This window comes from Streptomyces sp. NBC_00572 (assembly GCF_026341815.1).
Taxonomy (GTDB): domain Bacteria; phylum Actinomycetota; class Actinomycetes; order Streptomycetales; family Streptomycetaceae; genus Streptomyces.
Map to the genome: position 1 here is coordinate 5,392,071 of NZ_JAPENX010000001.1, position 20,800 is coordinate 5,412,870.

At 72.9% G+C, this 20,800-nt stretch carries 20 protein-coding genes; 11 read left to right on the forward strand and 9 right to left on the reverse strand.

Going from position 1 to position 20,800, the window contains the following annotated elements; all coding sequences use genetic code 11:
- Nucleotides 1-49 precede the first annotated feature (49 nt).
- The gene (locus OG514_RS24785; RefSeq protein WP_266898345.1) at nucleotides 50-643 is read right to left on the reverse strand and encodes a hypothetical protein; all 594 of its coding nucleotides are present in this window, start codon (nucleotides 641-643) and stop codon (nucleotides 50-52) included.
- A 131-nt stretch (nucleotides 644-774) separates the two neighbouring features.
- Between OG514_RS24785 and OG514_RS24790 the strand changes: the two genes are divergently transcribed.
- The 3 genes from OG514_RS24790 to OG514_RS24800 all read left to right on the forward strand — a co-directional run bounded on the left by OG514_RS24790 (nucleotide 775) and on the right by OG514_RS24800 (nucleotide 4,830).
- Nucleotides 775-1,752, forward strand: coding sequence for a fibronectin type III domain-containing protein (locus tag OG514_RS24790; protein ID WP_266898347.1), 978 nt, complete (start codon nucleotides 775-777; stop codon nucleotides 1,750-1,752).
- 109 nt (nucleotides 1,753-1,861) lie between these two features.
- Entirely contained in the window at nucleotides 1,862-2,968 is a 1,107-nt protein-coding gene (locus tag OG514_RS24795) for a hypothetical protein (RefSeq protein WP_266898349.1), read from the forward strand.
- Nucleotides 2,969-3,039: 71 nt separating this feature from the next.
- Nucleotides 3,040-4,830 (forward strand): hypothetical protein, encoded by a 1,791-nt coding sequence (locus OG514_RS24800; protein WP_266898351.1) that lies wholly within the window; start codon nucleotides 3,040-3,042, stop codon nucleotides 4,828-4,830.
- Nucleotides 4,831-4,833: 3 nt separating this feature from the next.
- On the opposite strand, the gene OG514_RS24805 is transcribed toward OG514_RS24800, so the two are convergent.
- The 3 genes from OG514_RS24805 to OG514_RS24815 form a co-directional block, all read right to left on the reverse strand.
- Entirely contained in the window at nucleotides 4,834-5,979 is a 1,146-nt protein-coding gene (locus OG514_RS24805) for a GDSL-type esterase/lipase family protein (protein ID WP_266898353.1), read from the reverse strand.
- 247 nt (nucleotides 5,980-6,226) lie between these two features.
- The gene (gene aceB / locus OG514_RS24810) at nucleotides 6,227-7,858 is read right to left on the reverse strand and encodes a malate synthase A (RefSeq protein ID WP_266898355.1); all 1,632 of its coding nucleotides are present in this window, start codon (nucleotides 7,856-7,858) and stop codon (nucleotides 6,227-6,229) included.
- Between the two features lie 226 nt (nucleotides 7,859-8,084).
- Entirely contained in the window at nucleotides 8,085-8,711 is a 627-nt protein-coding gene (locus tag OG514_RS24815) for an NTP transferase domain-containing protein (RefSeq protein ID WP_266898357.1), read from the reverse strand.
- Nucleotides 8,712-8,907: 196 nt separating this feature from the next.
- Between OG514_RS24815 and OG514_RS24820 the strand changes: the two genes are divergently transcribed.
- Nucleotides 8,908-9,243, forward strand: coding sequence for a DUF5955 family protein (locus tag OG514_RS24820; RefSeq protein WP_266898359.1), 336 nt, complete (start codon nucleotides 8,908-8,910; stop codon nucleotides 9,241-9,243).
- An 8-nt stretch (nucleotides 9,244-9,251) separates the two neighbouring features.
- On the opposite strand, the gene OG514_RS24825 is transcribed toward OG514_RS24820, so the two are convergent.
- Entirely contained in the window at nucleotides 9,252-9,881 is a 630-nt protein-coding gene (locus OG514_RS24825) for a response regulator transcription factor (protein ID WP_266898361.1), read from the reverse strand.
- A gap of 3 nt (nucleotides 9,882-9,884) precedes the next feature.
- Nucleotides 9,885-11,096 (reverse strand): sensor histidine kinase, encoded by a 1,212-nt coding sequence (locus OG514_RS24830; protein ID WP_266898363.1) that lies wholly within the window; start codon nucleotides 11,094-11,096, stop codon nucleotides 9,885-9,887.
- Between the two features lie 112 nt (nucleotides 11,097-11,208).
- Between OG514_RS24830 and OG514_RS24835 the strand changes: the two genes are divergently transcribed.
- Entirely contained in the window at nucleotides 11,209-12,288 is a 1,080-nt protein-coding gene (locus OG514_RS24835; protein ID WP_266898365.1) for an ABC transporter permease, read from the forward strand.
- The gene (locus OG514_RS24840; RefSeq protein ID WP_266898367.1) at nucleotides 12,285-12,965 is read left to right on the forward strand and encodes an ABC transporter ATP-binding protein; all 681 of its coding nucleotides are present in this window, start codon (nucleotides 12,285-12,287) and stop codon (nucleotides 12,963-12,965) included. The genes OG514_RS24835 and OG514_RS24840 overlap by 4 nt, the downstream gene beginning before the upstream one ends.
- Nucleotides 12,966-13,024: 59 nt before the next feature.
- Here OG514_RS24840 and OG514_RS24845 read toward each other — a convergent pair whose 3' ends face one another.
- Nucleotides 13,025-13,426 (reverse strand): helix-turn-helix domain-containing protein, encoded by a 402-nt coding sequence (locus OG514_RS24845; RefSeq protein ID WP_266898369.1) that lies wholly within the window; start codon nucleotides 13,424-13,426, stop codon nucleotides 13,025-13,027.
- Between the two features lie 68 nt (nucleotides 13,427-13,494).
- On the opposite strand from OG514_RS24845, the gene OG514_RS24850 reads away from it, so the two are divergent.
- A complete protein-coding gene (locus OG514_RS24850) occupies nucleotides 13,495-14,187 on the forward strand; it encodes a nitroreductase family protein (RefSeq protein WP_266898371.1) in 693 nt (230 codons plus the stop codon).
- Nucleotides 14,188-14,256: 69 nt separating this feature from the next.
- On the opposite strand, the gene OG514_RS24855 is transcribed toward OG514_RS24850, so the two are convergent.
- Nucleotides 14,257-15,063: an IclR family transcriptional regulator gene (locus OG514_RS24855; protein WP_266898373.1), complete on the reverse strand. Its 807-nt coding sequence runs from the start codon at nucleotides 15,061-15,063 to the stop codon at nucleotides 14,257-14,259.
- Between the two features lie 336 nt (nucleotides 15,064-15,399).
- Here OG514_RS24855 and allB point away from each other — a divergent pair, with 336 nt between their 5' ends.
- The gene (gene allB / locus OG514_RS24860) at nucleotides 15,400-16,734 is read left to right on the forward strand and encodes an allantoinase AllB (protein WP_266898375.1); all 1,335 of its coding nucleotides are present in this window, start codon (nucleotides 15,400-15,402) and stop codon (nucleotides 16,732-16,734) included.
- 3 nt (nucleotides 16,735-16,737) lie between these two features.
- On the forward strand, nucleotides 16,738-17,856 hold the full coding sequence (gene alc / locus OG514_RS24865) for an allantoicase (RefSeq protein WP_266898377.1): 1,119 nt from the start codon (nucleotides 16,738-16,740) through the stop codon (nucleotides 17,854-17,856).
- 371 nt (nucleotides 17,857-18,227) lie between these two features.
- Here alc and OG514_RS24870 read toward each other — a convergent pair whose 3' ends face one another.
- On the reverse strand, nucleotides 18,228-18,968 hold the full coding sequence (locus tag OG514_RS24870; RefSeq protein ID WP_266898379.1) for an SDR family NAD(P)-dependent oxidoreductase: 741 nt from the start codon (nucleotides 18,966-18,968) through the stop codon (nucleotides 18,228-18,230).
- Nucleotides 18,969-19,139: 171 nt separating this feature from the next.
- Between OG514_RS24870 and OG514_RS24875 the strand changes: the two genes are divergently transcribed.
- Together OG514_RS24875 and OG514_RS24880 are read left to right on the forward strand one after the other, a co-directional pair.
- Complete coding sequence (locus OG514_RS24875) at nucleotides 19,140-19,748, forward strand: dihydrofolate reductase family protein (RefSeq protein ID WP_266898381.1); 609 nt, start codon at nucleotides 19,140-19,142, stop codon at nucleotides 19,746-19,748.
- 118 nt (nucleotides 19,749-19,866) lie between these two features.
- On the forward strand, nucleotides 19,867-20,799 hold the full coding sequence (locus OG514_RS24880; RefSeq protein ID WP_266898383.1) for a DMT family transporter: 933 nt from the start codon (nucleotides 19,867-19,869) through the stop codon (nucleotides 20,797-20,799).
- Nucleotide 20,800 lies beyond the last annotated feature (1 nt).

Consider the following 20,800-nt stretch of genomic DNA (forward strand, 5'->3'; position numbering starts at 1 on the left):
TGCCCACCCGGACTCCGGTGACGAGGCCGGCACCCGGCCGCGCGCCCGCTCACCGCTCCACCGCGATCCGGCGACGACACTCCTCGGCCAGCGCCGGATACCTGGCGCCGATCGCCTCGTAGAGCCGTCGTCGGAGCAGCCGCTCGGCCTCGCCGCGCCCGGTCTCCCCGTACAGGCCGTCGAGCAGCACCTCGTACCGCGCGAGGGCGTGCCGCAGGTAGCTCACCTGCCACCGTACGAGCGCGCCGGCCGGGGCTCCGTCTCCTGGTGACGTCCCGGGACCGCGTGCCCCCAGCAGCTGCCGGTGCCGGACCGCCCGCCGCTCCAGCTCGGGACCGGGCAGCCGGGGCACCTCGATCCGCTCCGCGCGGATCGCGGCCAGGACGGCGGCCCGGCGCCGCTCGGCGTAGGCCGCGGCGGCGGAGGAACGGGCCGGCGAGAGAATCGATGTCTCGGCGAACTCGGGTGTCCGCTCGACGGTTTCGACCCGCGCCAGGAGATAGAGCCGCAGGGGCGCGAGGGACCAGCGGCGCGGGTCGCGGCCCTGTACGTCGGGCGTGCCGAGCAGGTCCCGCACCATCGTGTCGGTCCAGCCGCGTCGGCGTACCCCGACGTGGCTCACATAGGTCGTACGGTCCGTCATGATTCCCCCAGATTCGACTACGGAGAGTGATGTTTTCAGTGAAGCGCACGCCACTGACAACGCCCCCTTGCCGGGGTCGGTCCGGCTGTGCGATATAGGTCTGGACCTTTCCGACGGACGGAGGCCGGCCCGTGCAACGCCCGCTAGCCGCAAGCCTGTTGACTGCCCTCGCGCTTCCCCTGGCCCTGGCTCTCACCCTCACGGGGTGCTCGGGCGCCGCCGTTCCCGAGGCCAAGGACACCCGCGCCCCCACCACCCCCACCGGAGTCACCGCCACCGCCGGCAGCGCCGGCACGGTCCACGTCATGTGGAGCGCGGCCACCGACGACCGGGCCGTCACCGGGTACGTGGTCTACAGCGAGGGCCGCAGGATCAAGGACCTCCCGGCCACCACCCTGATGACGGACGTGGTCGGACTCGCCCCCGCCACCCGCCACCGCTTCACGGTCCGGGCCCGCGACGCCGCCGGCAACGTCTCGGCGCCGAGCACCACCGTCACCGCGACCACCCTCCGCGCCACCGCCGAGGACCGCACACCCCCCACCACGCCGGCCGCGCTCCGCGCCACCCCCGACGGCAGCCGCGCCGTGACCCTCCGCTGGTCGGCGGCCGAGGACGACACCCGGGTCACCGCCTACGACGTCTATCAGGCCGACACCCGCATCCACACCGTGCCCGGCACGGCCACCACCGCCCACGTCACCGGACTGCGCCCCGGCACCGCCTACGCGTTCACCGTCCGCGCCCGCGACGCCGCCGAGAACTCCTCACCGGACAGCGCCCCCGCCGACCTCACCACGGCCCCGTCGCCGGGCGCGCCCGCGAACACCGCCCCCACCCACCTCACCGCGACGGCGACCAAGGGCGAGATCACCGTCACCTGGACCCCACCGGACACGGAGGCCCCGGTCACCCACCACGAACTCCACCTCAACGGCAGGTTCGCCACCACCATCATCTGGGGCACCACCCCACCCCCCGGCCGCGCCACCTACACCTTCCCGGTCCAGGACCCCCCGGGCACCCGCTACACCGTCACCCTCCGCGCCCAACTCCCGGACGGCACCTGGGGCGACTTCTCGGCGCCCCGGACGGTGGTGGTGCGCTGACGGAGTCTCGGATTGGCCGGAAGCGCCCCCTTTCGCCGTGCTCCGCATCCCCTCACCCTGCGAAGCAGGGGATGCAGCGGGCCGCTGGGGGGCGCCGATGTTCGAGCCGATGTCCGATCCGTCGTCAGACCGTCCGTCCGACCCGCTCTACGTACCCGCTTTGCCCGCCCGCCGGAACGCGCTCGACGCGTACGACTCCCTTCCGCCCCGGGTACGCGCGTGCGTGACGCCGCTGTGGAGCATCCCGCCCCGGGTCCGCACGAGGGGCCCGCGGCCGCCCCACCCGCTCGACCCCGACCCGGCCGCGCTCGCCGCCCGGCTGAGGGCGGTGCTGCACCGGATCGAGGCCGTGCAGCGGGGGCGGCCCGCCTGGATCGACGCCTTCCACGTCGAGGACCAGGTTTGGCCCTTCGACGCATCCGGCCGGCCGGGTGCGGCACGGACCTCGCTCCGGCCGGTGACGGGCGTCGAGCGCCCCGCCGGGCAGCAGACGGCCGGAGCCGAGGCCGCCCGGGCGAGCGGCAGCGGCCTCGGCGTCCGGGTGTTCCCGACCGGGCTGTCCGACGAGAAGCTGAGGGACGAGGTCGGCCTCCTCCTGGACCGGATCGCGTTCGCGCGCTGCCCGTTGGACCTGCTGCTCGACCTCGGCGCCGTCGTCGACGAGCACTGCCCGGCGGAGAAACGGGCGCTGCGCGCCCTCGCCCTGCTCGGTCCCCTCCACCGCTGGCGGACGGTCGTCCTGCTCGCCGGTTCCTTCCCTCGCGGCTATCCCGAGGACTACGGGGCACCGCTCGCGGAGGCGCACCGATTCGACTGGGACGTCTGGCACATGCTCGTCGACGGGCCCGACCGCCCGGAAGTACGCGTCGCCTACGGCGACTACGGCGCCGACCACACCGGGAGCGCCGACCGGCCCCTGGAGGCGGCCGGAGGCTCCCCCTGGGGAGTCGTGCGCTACACCACCGAGCGCACGTTCCTCCTCGCGCGCGTGCCCACCCGGGGAACCGACCACGCGGACGCGGTCCGCGCGCTGGTCCGGGAGATCGTGTGCGCGGAGGGCTTCCGAGGAGCCGAGTTCAGCGAGGGGGAGCGCTGGCTGGTCTCCTGCGCGGCCGGAGCGGGCGGTGCGGGGGTCGGCGGCCCCGAGGTCTGGCTGCGCTCGGGCCACGTCCAGCACATGGCCCAGGTAGTCCGCGCCCTACGGAGACGCCCGTGACAGAAGTGATTCCTCGTCCCTCCGCCTGCGTCGCACGCCCGATTCGTCCCCGCCGAACTACCCTGGGAAGCGTGGCCGAGACCGTTCTCACCAACACCGGGCTCGACGGTTTCCTCGACGGAACCTCCGAGCGCCGCGACCCCGTCTTCGTGCGTGCCGCGGAAGCGGTGCTGGGACTGCTGGCCCTGCGCGGGGCCGACCGGGAGTCCGGGGTGCCCGAGCCGACGCCCGGGCTCGTGCGGCAGCTCCTCGTCGAGGACCTGCCGACGTTCGTGTACGCGCCTCCCGGGGCGCTCGCCGTCTATCCCGCCGTGGTCGGACAGCTCGCGGCGCGCTTCGACGGGGGCCGGGGCGAGCAGGTCGCCGTGGCCGTCAACGAGGCCGTCGGCGACTTCGAGCGGGCCATGACCGATCCGGGGAACCTGACCTGGCACCGGTGGTACGCCTCGCTGCTGCGGACCTGTGGCGCCGACCTCGCCGATCCCGAGGACGTACGGCGCCGGCTCGCCGCCCTCGACGGGGCGCCGCTGCCCGAGGGGGTGCACCGGGCCGATCTCATGGGGCGTACGGCCCTCGCCGACGTCCTGCTCGCCGAGGCCCTCACGCGCGCGTACGTACGGGACGCCGAAGAGCCGCCCGCCGCCGGGCCGCTGCTCACCGACCACGACGTGGCGACCGGCATCGGGCAGGTGGCCGCGGCTCTCCTGGACCGGTGGACCGCCGCCGGGCTCGCCGAACAGCTCGCCGGGCCGTACGCGCGCTTCGCGCCCGGGCCCGACGCCTTCCCCCACCTCGTCCTGGCCGATGCCCTCCTCGACGAGCACCTCGACCACTACGGGGACATCGCCGTCCCCGTGCCCCCGCCGCCCGCGATCGAGGCAGGGCCCGTCGAGGAGGACGCGGACACCCTCATCGCCGCCGTCGAGGAGCTGGCCGAGGAGGAGTTCGAGCCCTACGGGGGTGAGGCGCCGCATCTGCTGTACGTGGTCTACCGGCGCGGCTGCTCCGCCGAGTCCGTCGCCCGCAAGGCCGCCGAGTACGAGGACTGGGCCGTCGATCCGGCCATGGAGGACCTGCCCGTACCGGTGCCGGACGAGGCACCCGACCCGTACGCGACCCCGCCCCTGCCGGAGCTCGTACGGCTCCTGGGCACGGACGAGCTGACCGAGGCCGACCGGGCGCGCCTCGAAGGGCCCGCCCGTGACCTCGCCGCCGCCGTCGACCGACTCGCCGCCACCGGCCTGGTCTTCCGCACCGGCGACGCCTTCGGGCTCACCCCGCGCGGGGCCGGCGTCGTGCGCTATCTGCTCGGGGTGCGCGGGGTCGCCGCGCCCGACACCGCCCGGGCCAGGAGCTGGGCCGCGCCCGTCGTGGTGGCCGCCGCCGAGGGCTGGCCCGGGTGCGTCGCCGCGCGCGTGCTCGCCGACTGGCTCCGCGCGCGCGGGGACACCGCCGACGCCTGGTCCCAGCTGCTCGCCGCCCTCGGCACGGTCCACGCCGGCACCTCCGACGCCGCCGCCGTCCGGGGCCTCTTCGCCGTCCTGGACACGGCCTCCGCCCCGCCCGAGGCCCTCCGCGGAGCCCTCCGCGACCCGGTGATCGGGGCGTACGCCCATCAGGCGCTCCGCGCGCGCGGTGAGCCCTCCGATCTGATCCAGGTGGGGATCTCGGCGCGGGCGCTGTTCGTCCTCGACGCGCTGCCCGCCAAGAAGGGGCCCCTGGAGTCCCGCCGTGCCGCCTTCGACACGGCTGCGTCCGCCTGGCCCGGTGGTTCCGCCGCCCTGGTCCGGGCGATGCGGGCGGCCGACCGGCACGAGGCCGAGCGGGTCCTCGGCCCGCTCGGCCTCATGCAGTCGGCGTGATGGTCAGCTCGCCGTGAGGTACATCCCCGACGGTCCCGACCCCGCCGTGTTCCGGCAGGTCTGGTTGCCCGTCGGACGGGCGTGGATCAGGGCCAGGCAGCGGCCGAGGGCCTGCTGGCCGTAGGCGTTGGGGTGCATGGACTCCTGGACCAGCCCCTGCGTGCTCTGGCTGTCGATCCAGCGCGCCCACTCGCTCGTGGTCCCCGACGCGGGCACGGTCGACGTCACCTGACGGCTCGCCTTCGCGCACACCTCACGCCCCTGGAGCGCGTCCCGCAGGTCCATGAACTGCACGCCCTTGGCCGCCGCGACGCCCTTCAGCCGGTTGGCGAGCTGCGGGACGAGGGAGTCGCGGGCCCAGTCGGAGTCGGCGTTCCAGAAGGGGCAGCCGCCCGTGTTCGTACGGGACCAGCCGCTCTCCCCGTAGCGGTTCTCGGTGGCGCGGGGGATGGGGGACGGGTACGACTGGAGGACGATCCGGTAGTCGGACGAGCCGTATCCGGCGCCCGTCATGACGGCCCGGATCTCGTCGACCGACCGGCCGACGTCCGCCATCACGCCGTCCATCTTCGCGTCGACCTCGGCCTGCTGGTCGTCGTGGCAGTACGAGTACCAGACGATGTAGTCCTTGGCGCAGGTGGCGATGATGTCGGCGAACCCGAGGTCGTTGCCGCCGATGGAGAGCGCGATCAGCTCCACGTCGTGCGCGGCGGCCACGGCCGCGAGCTGGTCGGCCTGCGGGGCCTCGCCCTTGTAGGCCTGCCCGCCCTGCGAGGCGCGGATGACGTTGTCGGTCGTCGCGCCCGAGCAGGCCAGGTTGATCAGCGAGCTCGCCAGGGGTCCCGCGCTCTTCACCTCCGCTGTGTCCGAGCGGTGACAGCCGCCCGCGGTGGTGCCGTACACCCGGGACGGGTCGTATGCGCTGCCCGTCCAGGCCCGGTCGGTGCCGTTGCGGCTTCCCGAGTTGGTGAGGCTGTTGCCGAGCCAGCGCCCGGCCTCGCCGGAGATGTAGCTGTCGCCCATGGTGACGACGGCGGAGGGACCCGTGCCCGGGGAGGCGTGGGCGGCGGGGACGGCGACGGAGGCGAGCCCGGCGGCGGTACACAGTGCCAGGAGTGCGCGCAGCGCACGGTGGGGGGTCGAAGGCATGGCTGTGCTCCTGCGGTACGCAGTGACGTGGGGGACAGCCGCCGGCCGGTGGCATGGCGGAATCTGTCACCCCCCGGCTTGTTACCGCTAGGTAGCTGCATATCTCGGTTCCGTCACGTCCCCTGTGAACCCACAGGAACGGGAACAGGGCCCCGTCTCCGGTGCTGTGCGACACCGGGGACGAAGCCCTGCTCAGATGCTGTCCGACCGCTGTGCGGGCCGCCGGGTCAGCCGTTCTTCTCGGAGATCAGCCGACCAACTGCTCGTACGCGGGCAGCGTCAGGAAGTCCGCGTAGTCCGCGTCGAGGGAGACGTGCAGAAGCAGGTCGTGGGCCTGCTGCCACTTGCCGGCCGCGAAGGCCTCCTCGCCGATCTCCGCGCGGATCGCCGCCAGCTCCTCGGCCGCGACCTTGCGGGCGAGCTCCGGAGTGGCCTTCACGGTCTCTCCGGCGTGCTCGAACTCCACACCGGCGTTGATCCACTGCCAGATCTGCGAGCGCGAGATCTCGGCGGTGGCGGCGTCCTCCATCAGGTTGAAGATGGCGACGGCGCCGAGGCCGCGCAGCCACGCCTCGATGTAGCGGGTGCCGACCTGCACGGCGCTGACCAGGCCCGCGTACGTCGGCTTGGCGTCCAGCGAGTCGATCGCGATGAGGTCGCCGGGCGCGACGGACACGTCCTCGCGGAGGCGGTCCTTCTGGTTGGGCTTCTCGCCGAGGACGGCGTCGAAGGAGGCCATCGCGATCGGGACCAGGTCGGGGTGGGCGACCCAGGAGCCGTCGAAGCCGTCGCCGGCCTCGCGGTCCTTGTCGGCCTTGACCTTCTCGAAGGCGACCTTGTTGACCTCGGCGTCCTTGCGGGAGGGGATGAACGCCGCCATGCCGCCGATCGCGTGCGCGCCGCGCTTGTGGCAGGTGCGCACGAGGAGCTCGGTGTAGGCGCGCATGAACGGGGCCGTCATCGTGACCGCGTTGCGGTCCGGAAGGACGAACTTGGCGCCGCCGTCACGGAAGTTCTTGACGATGGAGAAGAGGTAGTCCCAGCGGCCCGCGTTCAACCCGGCGGCGTGGTCGCGGAGTTCGTAGAGGATCTCCTCCATCTCGTACGCGGCCGTGATGGTCTCGATGAGGACCGTGGCGCGGACGGTGCCCTGCGGGATGCCGACGTAGTCCTGGGCGAAGACGAAGATCTCGTTCCAGAGGCGGGCCTCAAGGTGCGATTCCGTCTTCGGCAGGTAGAAGTAAGGACCCTTGCCGAGGTCGATCAGCCGCTGGGCGTTGTGGAAGAAGTACAGGCCGAAGTCGACGAGCGCGCCCGGCACGGGGCGTCCGTCGAACGTGAGGTGACGCTCCTCCAGGTGCCAGCCGCGGGGCCGCATGACGACCGTGGCCAGCTCGCCGGCGGGCTTGAGGGCGTACGACTTGCCCGAGCGCGGGTCCGTGAAGTCGATCTTCCGGCCGTACGCGTCGATCAGGTTGAGCTGGCCCAGGACCACGTTCTCCCAGGTCGGTGCCGAGGCGTCCTCGAAGTCGGCGAGCCAGACCCTCGCGCCGGAGTTGAGCGCGTTGATCGTCATCTTGCGGTCGGTCGGGCCGGTGATCTCGACACGGCGGTCGTTCAGGGCCGCCGGGGCCGGCGCGACCTTCCAGGAGTCGTCGGCGCGGATCGCCGCGGTCTCCGGCAGGAAGTCCAGGGTGGACGTACGGGCGATCTCGGCGCGACGCTCCGCTCGGCGGGCGAGGAGCTCGTCCCGGCGCGGGGTGAACCGCCGGTGCAGTTCGGCGACGAAGGCCAGGGCGGCCTCGGTGAGCACCTCTTCCTGACGCGGCAGGGGCTCGGCATCGACGACGGCCAGGGGGGACGGCGCTGGTGCGGACATGAACTGTCACTTCCTTCAGCGGACTTCACGGGCGGTGCCATGCGGCCGCCGGGCGTCGTGGGACGGCACGGAGTGCCGCAGGCGCCGAGATACGGCCGCGAGCGCCTTCTGAACGAGCAAGCGCTTCTGAACAGTGGATACTAGTTTCCTCATGGTGGAAGTTCAATGGTTTGTTGATATCGAGATTCTCCGGATCGACAGACCATGGCTCTGGGTGCCACGCCCTTCACTCCAGGTGCGCCAGGTCCGCCTCCGTGTCGATGTCGTAGGGCTCGGCCACATCCGAACAGTCCACGGGCGTGATCGCATCCCGGTGCGCCGCCAGATAGTCCCGCGCGCCCCGGTCGCCCACCGCGAGCTCGGCGATCCCCGCCCAGTGCCCCGCGCCGAACAGCACCGGATGGCCCCGCTGCCCGTCGTACGAGGCCGCCGCGAGCGAATCCCGAGAGGTGTACGCCGCCCGGACCCGGGCCACCGCCTCCGCCCCGATCCCCGGCTGGTCGACCAGGAGGACCAGTGCCGCGTCCACCCCGCGCGGGTCGGCGGCCAGCGAGGCGAGCCCCGCCCGCAGCGAGGAACCCATCCCCTCGGCCCACTCCGGGTTGTCCACGAGCACGCATCCGGGCAGCTCCGCCCGCTCCCGTACGACATCGGCCGACGCGCCGAGGATCACGTGCACCACCTCGCACCCGGCCCCGCGCAGCACCCCCACGGCGTACTCGACGAGGGGGCGGCCACGGTGGGGGAGCAGCGCCTTGGGTCGCCCCCCGAGCCGCCGCCCGCCCCCGGCGGCCAGCAGCAGGCCGGCGACGACGGGCGTGTGGACATCCGTTCGGTCATGCGCTGTTGTCATGGGGACTGCATACCTCATCAGGCGGAATAACACGGTCGCCTGAATTACGCGGGCGAAGGGTGGCGCGCCGGGGTGGCGAAGGAGTTAACTGACCGCGACTCACGGCGCCCGACCACCGTCCGACGGGTCGGCTCCGGGCGGGCGGTGTGTTCGGGGTACGGCATTCTGCGCACAGTGTCGTGCGAGGGGGAGAGCCATGTTGCGAAGCGTGGGGCAGAGGCGAGTGACCGGCGAGGGCATGGACCCGAGGGTGGCCGAACTGCGGTCCGCCGTGTCCCGGCTCCGGCGTGAACTGGCGGCCCACCGCGTAGAGTTCGCCGACCGGGGCATCGCCGAGGACGAACTCGCCGCGCTCGACGCGATGGCGCTCAGCGGCGCCCCCGAGGTACGGCGGCTGCGCCGCTCGCTGCTGCTCGTCGCGGGATCGGTCGGCTCCGTCAGCGCCCTCGCGGCAGGGCTCGCCGGGGTCCGGCGGGCGGTGGAACTCTTCGGACCGCCGACACCGCCGGCACCCAGCGATCCGGTCGACTGACCCTCGGACTACCGCCTGATCAGGCGGCGTGCCGTCGCCGTCGCCACCGCCGCCGTGCGGGAGTCGACGCCCAGCTTCGCGAAGATGTGCACCAGATGGGACTTCACCGTCGCCTGGCTCAGGAACAGCACCTTGCTGATCTGCTGGTTCGACAGGCCCTCGCCCACCAGCTGGAGCACCTCCAGCTCGCGCTTGGTCAGTGCCTCCGCGGGGGTCCGCATCCGGTCCATCAGCCGGTGCGCCACCGCCGGGGCGAGCGCCGACTGCCCGGCGGCCGCCGTCCGGACCGCCGCCGCCAGCTCCTCCGGCGGGGCGTCCTTCAGGAGGTAGCCGGAGGCGCCCGCCTCCACCGCCGCGAGGATGTCCGCGTCCGTGTCGTACGTCGTCAGGACCAGCACCTTCGGCCCGCCGGGCGCCGCCGTGATCGCCGCCGTCGCCTCCGAGCCGTGCATCCCGGAGCCGAACTGCAGGTCCATCAGGACCACGTCCACGTCCCCGGCGGCGGCCAGCTCCACCGCGCGCTCGGCGGTCGCCGCCTCCGCGACGACGGCGAAGTCGGGCTCCGTGTCCAGGACCGCGCGCAGGCCCGCCCGTACCACCGGGTGGTCGTCGGCGAGGAGAAGGCGGATGGTGGTCATGGTTCAGGCTCCAGCGGGGAGAGGGAGGGAGACGGCGACGGCCGTGCCCTGGCCGGGGGCGGACTCGACGGTGAACGTGCCGCCCAGCGACTCCGCGCGCGAGCGCATCGCCGGGAGCCCGAAACCGCCGTCGGAGGAGGGGCGTACCGAACCGGGCTCGAAGCCCTCGCCGTCGTCGACCACGTCCAGGGTCACCGAGGCGTCCATGAACGACAGGGTGATCTCCGCCCGCGAGGCCGCCGCGTGCCGCACCGTGTTCGCGAGCGCCGACTGGGCGATACGGAGCAGTGCCACCTCGTAGGGGGTGGGCAGCTCGACCGGCGTACCGCTCACGGAGAAACGGACCCGCGGCCCCGGGCCGTACGGACTCGCCGTGGCGCCCCCGCCGGCCCCCGGCTCGCACAGGCGCTCAAGGGCCGCCGCCAGGGAGCCGTGCTCCAGGTCCGGCGGGGACAGTGCCCGGACGAAGCGGCGCGCCTCCGCCAGGTTGTCCTGGGCCGCCTGCCGGGCCCGGTCGATGTGGTCCGCGGCCGGCGAGTCGGGCGGCAGCGACCGCTCGGCCGCCCGCAGCAGCAGCTGGATCGAGGACAGGCCCTGCGCGAGCGTGTCGTGGATCTCGCGGGCGAGCCGCTCCCGCTCGGCGAGCGTCCCCGCGTGCCGCTCCGCCGCCGCCAGCTCCGCCCGCGTCGCGATCAGCTCCTCGATGAGCCGACGCCGCCGCTCGCTCTCCCGGTAGAGCGCCTGGTAGCCGAGGACCGTCGCCACCGCCACCGCCGCGCCGAGCAGCGGCCCGATGAACACCCCCGGATTGAGGGCGGCGCCGTGCCCCACGTACGAGAGGATCGCCGCGCCGGCCGTCAGCGCCACCGCCGGCAGCGACCAGCGGGTCGGCAGCAGGTGCAGCTGGAGGAAGTAGAGCGGGAAGGCCAGCCAGAGCGCCTCCGGGGTCAGCCAGAGCAGGGCGAGCCAGGACGCGCCCAGGGCGCCCAGCCACAGGGCCGCGGCCCGCTGCGAGTCCCTGACGGACGGCAGGTACGACCCGGCCGCGTAGACCGCGCCCGTCACCACCGCGAGCGCCGCCCCGGCGGCCGAGTCCGCCCGCACCGCCGCGAGGGCGAGCAGGCCCGCCATCAGCAGGTGCAGACAGAGGCGCAGCGCGCGCAGGGCGGGGGTGGGGGAACGCCGGGCGGGGTGGAGGGAGAGACTCGGATCCATGTTCCCTCCAGCCTAGACAGCGGCAGACAATCCGGACTCAACCGAAAGTTTGATTGCGGAGCCATCCGTGGCGCGATGCCCGGGGGCCGCCTCGCGGACCACTCTGGTCAGCATGTTCGTGGCATGGAGAGACCTCAGATTCGCCAAGGGGCGATTCGCCCTCATGGGCACGGTGATCGTGCTGATCACCCTGCTCGTGGGGTTGCTGTCAGGGCTGACCGCCGGGCTCGCGCGGGAGAACATCTCCGCGATCACCGGTCTGCCCGCCGACCGGCTGGCCTTCGCGGCGCCGCCGTCCGGGCAGTCTGTCTCCTTCACCAACTCGACGGTGACGGAGGAGCAGTGGCGCCGGTGGGCGGAGCGTCCGGGGGTGGCTTCGGCGGCGCCGCTCGGCATCCGTACGCTCAACGGCGCCGCCGGGGACCGTACCGCCGCCGTGTCCGCCTTCGGTACGGAGCCGGAGGCCGGGCTCGCACCCGTGGCGCCCGCTTCGGGCAAGGCCGTCCTCTCGGAGTCGGCCGCCGAGGAGCTGGGCGTCTCGGCCGGTGACTCCGTCCGCCTCGGCACCCTGGAGCTGACCGTCACGGCGGTCGCCGGTGACGCCTCGTACAGCCACACCCCGGTGGTGTGGACCTCCCTCGACGACTGGCAGCGGCTCGGCCACACCGGCACCACGGCGGAGGAACAGGCGACCGTCGTCGCGCTCCGGGGCGGTGGGGAGGCCGACTGGGCGGCCGGTGACAAGGCCGTCGGCACCGAGGCGCGGACCGTCGACGAGGCCCTCACCGCCATAGGGTCCTACCAGGCCGAGAACGGCTCGCTCCAGCTCATGCGCGGCTTCCTCTTCGCCATCTCGGCCCTCGTCATAGGGGCCTTCTTCACCGTCTGGACCATTCAGCGCAGCGGCGACGTCGCCGTCCTCAAGGCGCTCGGAGCCTCGACCCCGTACCTCCTCAAGGACGCCCTCGGGCAGGCGGTGCTCATGCTCACGGCGGGCACGTTGCTCGGAACCGCGCTCGCGGTCGGCATCGGGGTGCTGGTCAGCGGCGGGAACGTGCCGTTCGTGCTGCAGCCCCTGACCGTCCTCGGGCCGGCGGCCGTGATGGTGGTACTCGGTGTGCTCGGGGCCGCGCTGTCCATTCGGCGGATCACCGCCGTCGATCCCCTCACCGCGCTCGGGAGTGCCCGATGAGTCTCGTCCTCGATGCCGTCACCCTCACCTACCCGGACGGGGACGGCCGGCTGACCGCCCTCGACGCGGTGTCCCTCGACGTCCCCGCGGGTTCCCTCACGGCCGTCGTCGGTCCCTCCGGATCCGGCAAGTCCAGCCTGCTCGCCGTCGCCGCCACGCTGGTGACCCCGGACCGGGGCCGGGTCGAGGTCGCCGGTACGGACACGGGCGCGCTGGACGCTGCCGGGCGGGCGGCACTGCGGCGGGAGCGGATCGGGATCGTGTTCCAGCAGCCCAACCTGCTGCCCTCGCTCACGGCGGCGGAACAGCTCCAGGTGATGGCGCACCTCTCGGGGCGCCCGCCGAAGTCGGCCCGGAGCCGGGCCATGGAGCTCCTCGACGCGGTGGGCCTCGCGGACCTGGCGGGGCGGCGGCCGCACCAGCTGTCCGGCGGGCAGCGGCAGCGGGTCAACATCGCACGCGCCCTGGTGAACGAGCCGGCCGTCCTCCTCGTCGACGAGCCGACGAGCGCGCTCGACCACGAGCGGGGCGCGGCGGTGATGGAGCTGCTCGCCGGGCTGACGGTGGGGCGGGGGACGGCGACGGTGCTGGTGACCCATGACCGGACGCATGTCGCTCGCGCGGCGCGGGTGGTGGAGGTGAGGGACGGCCGCCTGTCGGAACGCGCGACCGTCTGACCACCGGCCCGCCCCTCGCCGGGGATCGTGTCACCGCCTGACGGATGCGGCGCGGTGGGTCACGGCGCCTGGGTGCTCCTCGCTGCCGCGGTGGCGTGGGCCCGGGCCCGTTCGATCTCGTTGATGTGGGTCTCCGTCCATTGCCGGAGTGCGGTGATCGGCCCGGCGAGGCTCCGGCCCAGGTCCGTCAGGTCGTACTCGACCCTGGGCGGGATGGACGGGTACACCGTGCGGGTGAGGAAGCCGTCGGCCTCAAGGCCGCGGAGGGTCTGGGTGAGCATCTTCTGCGAGACGCCCTCGATGCGTCGGCTCAAGTCGGTGTAGCGCATGGTGCCTTCGAGGAGGGCATCGACGACCAGGATCGTCCACTTGCCGGCGATGTGGTCGAGGACCTGGCGCGTCGGGCACTTCGCGGAGTAGGCGTCGGCCGGTAGTCCGGAGGATTCCACGACGGTCTTCATGCCGGGAGAGTAACGCACCAATAAGTGCCTTCTTCCCAAGGGAGAGTGACTCTCCAATAGTTCGTGTCATGACGAACCACACGCTTTCCGTCGCCGACGCGATCCGCACGCGCCGCACCGTCCGCCACTACCGGCCCGACCCGATCCCGGACGACGCCCTCGCCACGCTGCTCGAACTCGCGGTCCAGGCACCCTCCAGCTGGAATCTGCAGGACCGGTCGATCGTCGTCGTCACCGACGACGAGGGCCGTGACGGACTGACCTGGGCCACCGGAGGCCAACCCCAGCCGCGGGAGGCCCCCGTGGTCCTGGTCTTCGTCGCCGAGCCGCAGTCCTGGCGTGACGATCACAGCGACGTCTACGACCGGGCCCGCCGCAACGGCGCCTGGGACGACGAGTTCATCGCCCTGTTCTCCGCCGCCTCGACCGCGTTCCAGGAAGACCTCGACCGGCGTGGTCTCCTGCGGGAGTACGCGGTGAAGGACGCCGTGATCGCGGCATCCTTCCTGATGCTCGCCGCGACCGAGCTGGGCCTGGCCACCTCGCCGATGAACGGCTGGGACGAGGCCAAGGTGAAGAAGGTGATCGGGATCGGCGACCGGGACGACCTGGCCATCGCCCTGCTCATGTCGGTCGGCTACCCGGCGGAGGAACGGCGCCATCCCGGCCGGCGCGCCATGGAACGCAACGTCTTCTACGGACAGCACGGTGCGTTCTGCGGACAGCGCGGCGCGAAGGAGAGCGCCGCACGCCGGGAGTAGGCGCCTTGCGCCCGCACGGCGGGGGCGGGCGGGCGCCGCCCGCGCCGTGGTGGGCAGGGGAGCGGGGCGCTACGACCCGTTGTTGCCCGTCGTGTTCGCCAGGGCCGCCGAGAGCTCTCGGGCCACTTCCTGGAGGATCGGGACGATCTTCTCCGTGGCCGCTTCCGTCACGCGGCCCGCCGGGCCCGAGATGGAGATCGCCGCGGCGGTGGGGGAGTCCGGGACGGAGACCGCGAGGCAGCGGACTCCTATTTCCTGCTCGTTGTCGTCGACCGCGTACCCCGTCTCGCGGACCGCGACGAGCGCGTCGAGGAAGCCGTCCGGCGTCGTGATGGTCTTCTCGGTGGCCGCGGGCATGCCGGTACGGGCCAGCAGGGCGCGGACCTCCTCCGCCGGGGTGTGGGCCAGCAGCGCCTTGCCGACGCCCGTCGAGTGCGGCAGCACCCGCCGGCCGACCTCGGTGAACATCCGCATCGAGTGCTTGGACGGCACCTGTGCCACGTACACGATCTCGTCGCCGTCGAGCAGCGCCATGTTCGCCGTCTCGCCGGTCTCCTCGACGAGCCGCGCCAGGTACGGGCGCGCCCAGGTGCCGAGGAGGCGGGAGGCGGATTCGCCGAGCCGGATGAGCCGGGGGCCGAGCGCGTACCGCCGGTTGGGCTGCTGGCGTACGTAGCCGCAGGCGACCAGGGTGCGCATCAGGCGGTGGATGGTGGGGAGCGGGAGTCCGCTGCTGGCGGAGAGCTCGCTCAGCCCGACCTCGCCCCCGGCGTCGGCCATCCGCTCAAGGAGGTCGAAGGCACGCTCAAGGGACTGGACGCCACCGCTTGCGGCGGGCTTGGCGGCGTCGGTGGTGCTGGCGCTGGACGTCGGCACGTCAACGGTCCTTTCGGGGCAGGCGGGCAAGGCAGCAGCCTACCGGCCCATCGGCCGGGCCACACGGTCCGGCTGTCGGCGTCAGGGCCGGTCAGGACGTGTTTGTCCGGTGTCGGTGACGGCCCGGAGCGGTCCGGGTCAGCCCCGCATGTACGGAGCTACGTTCTACTGTACGAAATTTATATTCCACTTCGTGGAAACATCCAAGCGACGTTCGGCGGCGGCCGATGGAGGCGGCCATGCTGGAAGTGTGCCCTTGACGACATGTCGTCCGGAAGTGAAGACTCCTTCAACAGTTCGTTGAATTTTTCCCGAAGCACTGGAAGAGGGGTACGGGTGGACGTCAACCTGGTCCTGCGCTCGACGCGTGTCATCACCCCCGAGGGGACACGCCCGGCGTCGATCGCCGTCTCCGGAGGGACGATCGCGGCCGTGCTGCCGTACGACGCCGAGGTACCCGCCGGTGCCCGGCTGGAGGACGTCGGCGACGACGTCGTCCTGCCCGGACTCGTCGACACCCATGTGCACGTGAACGACCCCGGCCGCACCGAGTGGGAGGGCTTCTGGACCGCCACCCGCGCCGCCGCGGCCGGTGGCATCACCACCCTGCTCGACATGCCCCTCAACTCGCTGCCCCCGACCACCACCGTGGAGAACCTGCGCGTCAAGCAGGAGGTCGCCCGCGCCAAGGCCCACGTCGACGTCGGCTTCTGGGGCGGCGCCCTGCCCGACAACGTCAAGGACCTGCGTCCGCTCCACGACGCCGGTGTCTTCGGATTCAAGTGCTTCCTGTCGCCGTCCGGCGTGGAGGAGTTCCCCGAGCTCGACCAGGAGCAGCTGGCCACCTCACTCGCCGAGATCTCCGGCTTCGACGGCCTGATGATCGTGCACGCCGAGGATCCCCACCACCTCGCTGCCGCCCCCCAGCGCTCCGGCGGCGCGTACGCCGACTTCCTCGCCTCCCGTCCCCGGGACGCCGAGAACACGGCCATCGAGAACCTGATCAACCAGGCCCGCCGGCTGAACGCCCGCGTCCACGTCCTGCACCTCTCCTCCTCGGACGCGCTGCCGGTCATCGCCGCCGCCAAGGCCGAGGGCGTCAAGGTCACCGTCGAGTCCTGTCCGCACTTCCTCACGCTCACCGCCGAGGAGATCCCGGACGGCGCCACCGAGTTCAAGTGCTGCCCGCCGATCCGCGAGGCCGTCAACCAGGACGCGCTGTGGCAGGGGCTCGCGGACGGCACGATCGACTGCATCGTCTCCGACCACTCCCCGTCCACGACCGACCTCAAGACGCCCGACTTCGCGTCCGCCTGGGGCGGCATCTCCTCCCTCCAGCTCGGCCTGCCCGCCATCTGGACCGAGGCCCGCCGCCGCGGCTTCGACCTGACGGACGTCGTGCGCTGGATGTCGGAGGGCCCGGCCCGGCTCGCCGGACTCACCCGCAAGGGCGCCATCGAGGCCGGCCGCGACGCCGACTTCGCCGTCCTCGCCCCCGAGGCCACCTTCACCGTCGACCCGGCCGAGCTCCAGCACCGCAACCGGATCACCGCCTACGCGGGCAAGACCCTCCACGGCGTCGTCACCTCCACCTGGCTGCGTGGCGAGCGGATCGCCGACCACGGCACCCTCGCCGAGCCCTCCGGCCGCCTCCTCGAAAGGAACAACTGACCCGTGAGCACCGGCATACCCTCCTTCACCGGCGACGCCAGCCCCTACGGCGGCGGCGACCCGTACGCCGACTACCGGACGGCCGACTTCCCCTTCACCCAGTACGCGGACCTCGCCGACCGACGCCTCGGTGCGGGCGTGATCGCCGCCAACGACGAGTTCTTCGCCGAGCGCGAGAACCTGCTCAAGCCCGAGGCCGCCGAGTTCGACCCCGAGCACTTCGGCCACAAGGGCAAGATCATGGACGGCTGGGAGACCCGCCGCCGCCGCGGCGTCTCCGCCCAGCAGCCGCACCCCACCGAGGACGACCACGACTGGGCCCTCGTACGGCTCGGCGCGCCCGGCGTCGTCCGCGGCATCGTCCTCGACACCGCCCACTTCCGCGGCAACTACCCGCAGGCCGTCTCCGTCGAGGCCGCCTCCGTCCCCGGCTCGCCCTCGCCCGAGGAGCTCCTCGCCGACGACGTGAAGTGGACGACGCTCGTCCCGCGCACCGCCGTCGGCGGCCACGCCGCCAACGGCTTCGCCGTCGACGTCGAGCAGCGCTTCACGCACCTGCGCGTCAACCAGCACCCCGACGGCGGCATCGCCCGCCTCCGCGTCTACGGCGAGGTCGCCCCCGACCCCGCGTGGCTCGGGGTCCTCGGCACCTTCGACCTCGCGGCCCTGGAGAACGGCGGCCAGGTCGAGGACGCCTCCGACCGCTTCTACTCCCCGGCCACCAACACGATCCAGCCGGGCCGCTCCCGCAAGATGGACGACGGCTGGGAGACCCGCCGGCGCCGCGACAAGGGCAACGACTGGATCCGCTACCAGCTCGTCGCCGAGTCCGAGATCCGCGCCGTCGAGATCGACACCGCGTACCTCAAGGGCAACAGCGCCGGCTGGGCCGCGCTCTCCGTCGCCGCCGAGGGCTCGGAGGAGTGGACCGAGATCCTGCCCCGGACCCGCCTCCAGCCCGACACCAACCACCGCTTCGTGCTCGGCACCCCGGCGGTCGGCTCCCGCGTCCGGATCGACATCTACCCGGACGGCGGCATCTCCCGCCTCCGCCTCTTCGGCTCCCTCACGGAGGCCGGTACGGCCCGGCTCGCGGCCCGCCACCAGGAACTGGGCGGCTGACCGCCCCGTACGAACAGGCCGGCCGGGGCTCCGGATCCGGGCGGCCGACACCGCCCGGCTCCCGGGAGCCCGGCCACCCCAAGAACTGGGCGGGACACGACACCCCGCCCGGCCCGCGAGGGCGCACCGGACCGACAGCACCGGTGCGCCCTCGCGTAACCCCACTTTTTTCGGGCTCGGTTCGCCTCCGGGCGCCTTGAGCCGATGGAACGACCCCGACCGTGCTCGACCCCCTCGTTCCTCGGGGGCCTCCGCGCGCTCGGGGTCGTTCCATCGGCGGCGCCCTTCGACTCACTCGCCGGCCCTGGCCGCGGGCGCTTCGAGTCGGCCCACGTACGGGCGGTGCTGCGCCGAGCGCCCCCTTGCGGGTGCTACGCCGCGTGCCCGCCGTCCACCGAGAACTCCGCGCCCGTCACGTACCGTGCCTCCGGGCCCGCCAGGAAGGCGACCATGGAGGCCACCTCGGCCGGGGTGCCGAAGCGGCCCAGTGCCGTCATGGCCGCCTGGCCCTCCGCGTACGGTCCGTCCGCCGGGTTCATGTCGGTGTCGACGGGGCCGGGGTGGACGAGGTTCGCCGTGATCCCACGGCCGCCCAGCTCCCGGGCCAGCGCCTTCGTGAGGCCGGTCAGGGCCGACTTGCTCATCGCGTACAGCGTCCCGCCGGGCCCCGGCACCCGCTGTGTCATGCAGGTGCCGATCGTGATGATCCGCCCGCCGTCAGGCAGCCGCCCGGCCGCCGCCTGTGAGGCGAGGAACGCCGCCCGGACGTTCACGGCGAGGACCCGGTCCACGTCCGTGAGGGCCAGGGACTCCAGCGGCCCGAGGACCCCGGCACCGACGTTGTTGACCAGGACGTCGAGCCGGCCCAGGGCGTCCGCCGCCCAGTGCACCGCGCCCGCCGCGTCCCCGGCGTCGGCGGCGTCCGCCCGCAGGGGCAGCGCCTTGCGGCCGGTCGCCTCGATCCGTGCGGCGACCTCCTTGGCCCGCACCTCGTCCCGGACGTAGGTGAAGGCGACGTCGGCGCCCTCCTGCGCGAGGCGTACGGCGGTGGCGGCGCCGATCCCGCGGCTGCCGCCCGTCACCAGTACCGCCGTGCCGTTCATCGTGGACATCCCGAAACCTCCGTGGCAGGAAACCGTATGTGGTTGCGGGTTCAATGAAAGTCGCCGGGGCGTCCCGAGGCTGGCACGAATCGGACGCCGACCCGATCACCGATGAGTTCCGCCGGGCGGCACGGTCCGAACTGCTGAGACACGATGGACCGGAGACGAAAGGGCACCACCATGGCCACGCTCAGCCTCACCCAGTTCCTGACCCTCGACGGCGTCCACCAGGCCCCCGGCGGCCCGGAGGAGGACCCCAGCGAAGGCTTCACCCACGGCGGCTGGTCCGTGCCGTTCGGGGACGAGGACTTCGGACGGTTCATGGACGGGGTCTTCACCCGGCCGACCGCCTTCCTCCTCGGCCGCCGCACGTACGACATCTTCGCCGGTTACTGGCCGAAGCAGACGGACCCCGCCAACCCGATCGCCACGAAGCTCAACGCACTCCCCAAGTACGTCGCCAGCACCACCCTCGAATCCGCCGACTGGGACGGGACCACCGTGCTCCGCGGGGACGTCGTCGAGGAGGTCAGGGCACTCAAGGAGCGCACCGACGGTGAGATCCAGATGCACGGCAGCGGCGGTCTCGCCCGGACCCTGCTCGACCACGACCTGATCGACACCCTGCATCTGCTCGTCTTCCCGGTGATCCTCGGCACCGGCCGCCGCCTCTTCACCGACGGCGTCCGTCCCACCGCCTTCCGGCTGACCGACGCGCGCACCACCGGCGCGGGCGTCACCCTCACCACGTACGAGCTCGCGGGCCGCCCCGAGTACGGCAGTTACTGAGCCGACGGCGGGCAACAGAAACATGTAGCCACCACAGGCCCGTCCCGGTACGGTGATCGCTCCACGTGCGAGCCGTCGAAGTCTCCACCCCACCCAGAGAGTCGGAGAAACGGCCGCAATGTCAGCTTCGTCGATCGCCGCCCCCGTGCCCCTCGGCGCCCCGCGCCGGGCCTGGCTCACCGACCTGCCCGTTCTGCTCGTCGCCGTCGTCTGGGGCGCCAGCTATCTCGCGGCCAAGGGCATCACCACCACCCACACCGTCATCGCCGTCCTCGTGCTGCGGTTCGCGGTGGTGCTGCCCGTCCTCGTCGTCGCGGGGTGGGCCAGGCTCCGGACGCTGAGCGCGGCCCAGTGGCGCGGCGCCGGGGCCCTCGGGCTGATCCTCAGCGGGATCTTCCTCCTGGAGACCTACGGCGTCGTCCACACCTCCGCCACCAACGCGGGCCTGATCATCAGCCTCACCATGATCTTCACCCCGCTCGCAGAGGCCGCCGTCACCAAGGTCAGACCGCCCCGCGCGTTCCTCGGCGCCGCCGCGCTCTCCGTGGCCGGCGTCGTGCTCCTCACCCAGGGCGGCGGCTTCACCGCCCCCTCCCTCGGCGACCTGCTGATGCTGCTCGCCGCCCTCGCCCGTACCGTCCACGTCCTGGCGATGTCCCGGATCAAGGCGGTCCGGTCTGCCGACTCGCTCCCCCTCACCACCGTGCAGCTCGGCTCCGCCGTGGCCGTCTTCGCCGTCATCGCCGCCTTCCCCGGCACCGGCGCCTCGCCCTGGGCCGTGGCCCTCGACTTCGGCCCGCGCGAATGGGCGGGGCTGCTCTTCCTCTCCGTCTTCTGCACGCTCTTCGCCTTCTTCGTGCAGATGTGGGCGGTCCGCCGCAGCTCCCCGTCGCGGGTCAGCCTCCTCCTCGGTACGGAGCCGCTCTGGGCAGCCGGCGCGGGCATCGCCCTCGCCGGCGACCGCCCCGGCGTCCTCGGCCTCGCGGGTGCGATCCTCGTTCTGGCGGGCACCAGTTGGGGCCGCAGGGCCGCCGACGACGACGCCCGGTAAG

Excerpts from the sequence above, each read along its gene's own strand:
- OG514_RS24785 (WP_266898345.1), bottom strand. The coding sequence starts at position 643 with ATGACGGACCGTACGACCTATGTGAGCCACGTCGGGGTACGCCGACGC.
- OG514_RS24795 (WP_266898349.1), top strand. The coding sequence starts at position 1,862 with ATGTCCGATCCGTCGTCAGACCGTCCGTCCGACCCGCTCTACGTACCC.
- OG514_RS24805 (WP_266898353.1), bottom strand. The coding sequence starts at position 5,979 with ATGCCTTCGACCCCCCACCGTGCGCTGCGCGCACTCCTGGCACTGTGT.
- aceB (WP_266898355.1), bottom strand. The coding sequence starts at position 7,858 with ATGTCCGCACCAGCGCCGTCCCCCCTGGCCGTCGTCGATGCCGAGCCC.
- OG514_RS24815 (WP_266898357.1), bottom strand. The coding sequence starts at position 8,711 with ATGACAACAGCGCATGACCGAACGGATGTCCACACGCCCGTCGTCGCC.
- OG514_RS24820 (WP_266898359.1), top strand. The coding sequence starts at position 8,908 with ATGTTGCGAAGCGTGGGGCAGAGGCGAGTGACCGGCGAGGGCATGGAC.
- OG514_RS24825 (WP_266898361.1), bottom strand. The coding sequence starts at position 9,881 with ATGACCACCATCCGCCTTCTCCTCGCCGACGACCACCCGGTGGTACGG.
- OG514_RS24830 (WP_266898363.1), bottom strand. The coding sequence starts at position 11,096 with ATGGATCCGAGTCTCTCCCTCCACCCCGCCCGGCGTTCCCCCACCCCC.
- OG514_RS24835 (WP_266898365.1), top strand. The coding sequence starts at position 11,209 with ATGTTCGTGGCATGGAGAGACCTCAGATTCGCCAAGGGGCGATTCGCC.
- OG514_RS24840 (WP_266898367.1), top strand. The coding sequence starts at position 12,285 with ATGAGTCTCGTCCTCGATGCCGTCACCCTCACCTACCCGGACGGGGAC.
- OG514_RS24845 (WP_266898369.1), bottom strand. The coding sequence starts at position 13,426 with ATGAAGACCGTCGTGGAATCCTCCGGACTACCGGCCGACGCCTACTCC.
- OG514_RS24850 (WP_266898371.1), top strand. The coding sequence starts at position 13,495 with ATGACGAACCACACGCTTTCCGTCGCCGACGCGATCCGCACGCGCCGC.
- OG514_RS24870 (WP_266898379.1), bottom strand. The coding sequence starts at position 18,968 with ATGTCCACGATGAACGGCACGGCGGTACTGGTGACGGGCGGCAGCCGC.
- OG514_RS24875 (WP_266898381.1), top strand. The coding sequence starts at position 19,140 with ATGGCCACGCTCAGCCTCACCCAGTTCCTGACCCTCGACGGCGTCCAC.
- OG514_RS24880 (WP_266898383.1), top strand. The coding sequence starts at position 19,867 with ATGTCAGCTTCGTCGATCGCCGCCCCCGTGCCCCTCGGCGCCCCGCGC.